This window comes from Vibrio rubrogenes (genome assembly GCF_059641415.1).
This window is the reverse complement of the sequence record NZ_JCARSY010000082.1, coordinates 1-2,198: the sequence shown is the minus strand read 5'-3', so window position 1 is coordinate 2,198 and position 2,198 is coordinate 1. Positions and strand designations below refer to the sequence as shown.

Sequence of the window (2,198 nt, the reverse complement as noted above, 5' to 3'; positions counted from 1 at the left end):
TACTGGCAAAATCCGGTGCCGGGCGTAGGAACCCGCAAATTAACCTCTAGCATTATAGGTTGCTAACTTTACGTTGGTTTTTTACTATATGCGGCTTCAGCACACCTGAATTATGGTGAGCTGGGCAAGGCAGCTTCGGCTAGCCGTACCTAGAGGGCGGCATTCCTACTCTTGTTCCAGTTCACCACCCGAGCGTAGGAACTCCCGTGGTGAAATAATCTCTAATCCTCTAGGAGTCTACTATGTACGAAACCATCCCTTATAATCCCGAGTTTGCTCAAAAAGCCCGCGAATACTTGCGTCAGTTAGAAGAAATATTCGAAGCCGAACAGCGGTACAATAGTCAAGAGCTACGCAACGTACTGCTGTATCTGAATAATCTGATTACCACCCATTATGTGCGCTACCATCAAGAGATTGATGGGGAGGATTTGGTGTAGTTATTTGGATTTCGAGCCGCAATTGCGGCTCGTTTCGGGCTCTAATTTTTAAAGTAAAATCTTACCAGACTTCATTAATAGCAGCCTGCAGATATTTAGATTTGACCGTCTTATAGTAATGGTTATTTCTATAATTAAAGTTGACTCTATTTATATAACGCTCCGTAGCTTCTCTACATTCTGTGCCTTTTGAAAAAATATCATCCATTTTTTTTCCATCATTAATGATACATTGATAAAAAGCACAAATATTAGATTCAAAATGTTTAAAGTCAGATTCATTTTTATCAAGAGAGTCAATAAAAATTTTGAAACCATTCACAAAATCAGTAACAGAAATATCATTTGCATCGATATATCTAAACATCACTTTCATTCCAAAATGGTACATATGAACACCCCAGTCAGGGTCTCTTGCAAGAAACCCATCTTTCCCTTTAAAAAATTTTATAGGATCTAACTGAAAATGATATTTAAATTCTTCATTACTATAGCTACTCATTACCTAAAATATCCGATTTTTCAAACTGAGATGCCAATTTATTAATATCTCCCTCATGCCTAATATCTTCAGCTCCTTTAAGAACCGCCTCCCGGATATTCATCTCAAGGGGAAGTGGCTGCGGGAAGCCGGGTTTGAGACCGGCTGTTGTTTTGAGGGGGTTCGAAGCTGATAATCTGGGAGTCTACAAACTAGTTAAAATGCACCTCAAATTTATCATCCAATCCCCACTCAATATCTTGTTTAACAACACGATTCAGTACACTTGCAATTTTATCAAAATCATCACCCATAGTGCTTTTAGATAGTGCAGAATTCATCCAAAATAATGAAACTGGCCTTTCTACTTCTGTACTTAAATAGTCCCACAGTGCATCTAAATTTTTGCCATAGTAATTGGAAAATTCAAATGCTTCTGAAATTTTTTCATGAAAATCGCTCGCTGAGTGAATTTCATTACCATGTATGATAATTTTCATTTATTAACTCTCAATCTTTCCATCGACCAATTAAAGTTACTGTTTCATAGTGATCCGATGTCACATACAATAGTCCATCATTTGAGTATAATAACCTTGTCCCCGGCTGTTTTGCTCTCGACATCATATTATTAATACCGATATCAGCTTCATACCAGATGCGCCCCTGAGCCGACGGTAATACATTTGTAGTATTCCCAAAAATATCCCCTCCTAGTTGCCCATCCGAAACCGAATTTCCTAAAGCTTTACCTGGCTTCCAGCCCTGCTGCACAGCTTGAGATTTAGTAACATAATTTGAAGGTAGTTGCCCTGTCGAACGTAAACTATCTACAACAGGGTTTGCGGACTCAGTAACTCTCAATAACTCTTTATGCTTTTCATAATTAGCTGCATTATGAGCTTCACCACTCCCCGCACAACTCCCCACACACTGCGTTAACCCCAGCGGGTCAATCCATCCCGTCGGATTTTTCACATACTGGTAGTTGTTTAAACCACCTGCCAAACCTATCGGGTCGGGGGTGATAAAGCGTCCGGTGCTCGGGCTATAGTAACGATGACGGTTGTAATGTAAACCCGTTTCTGCATCATAATACTGCCCCTGAAAACGTAGCGGGCTGACGATTTCTGTCTTGCGCTGATAAGCCACATTGCCGTAACTGTGGTAATCCACCGACCAGGTAACACGGCCTTCTGCATCGGTAATTTCCAGCGGCGTGCCGATTTGGTCAAGGTGATAGAAATAAGGTGTGGCGTTGTCTGCCCCTTCACCGA

At 40.8% G+C, this 2,198-nt stretch carries 5 protein-coding genes; 2 read left to right on the top strand and 3 right to left on the bottom strand.

Annotated features, from left to right (window positions below):
- The first annotated feature begins 242 nt into the window (after positions 1–242).
- Entirely contained in the window at positions 243–440 is a 198-nt protein-coding gene (locus tag AC55NX_RS20590; protein ID WP_496997430.1) for a hypothetical protein, read from the top strand.
- A 61-nt stretch (positions 441–501) separates the two neighbouring features.
- Here AC55NX_RS20590 and AC55NX_RS20585 read toward each other — a convergent pair whose 3' ends face one another.
- Complete coding sequence (locus AC55NX_RS20585; protein ID WP_496997429.1) at positions 502–942, bottom strand: hypothetical protein; 441 nt, start codon at positions 940–942, stop codon at positions 502–504.
- Positions 943–997: 55 nt separating this feature from the next.
- Here AC55NX_RS20585 and AC55NX_RS20580 point away from each other — a divergent pair, with 55 nt between their 5' ends.
- The gene (locus AC55NX_RS20580; RefSeq protein WP_496997428.1) at positions 998–1,114 is read left to right on the top strand and encodes a SymE family type I addiction module toxin; all 117 of its coding nucleotides are present in this window, start codon (positions 998–1,000) and stop codon (positions 1,112–1,114) included.
- Positions 1,115–1,133: 19 nt separating this feature from the next.
- Here AC55NX_RS20580 and AC55NX_RS20575 read toward each other — a convergent pair whose 3' ends face one another.
- Positions 1,134–1,421, bottom strand: coding sequence for a barstar family protein (locus tag AC55NX_RS20575; RefSeq protein WP_496997427.1), 288 nt, complete (start codon positions 1,419–1,421; stop codon positions 1,134–1,136).
- A gap of 10 nt (positions 1,422–1,431) precedes the next feature.
- A partial coding sequence (locus AC55NX_RS20570) for an RHS repeat-associated core domain-containing protein (RefSeq protein ID WP_496997426.1) occupies positions 1,432–2,198 on the bottom strand: 767 nt, incomplete at its 5' end.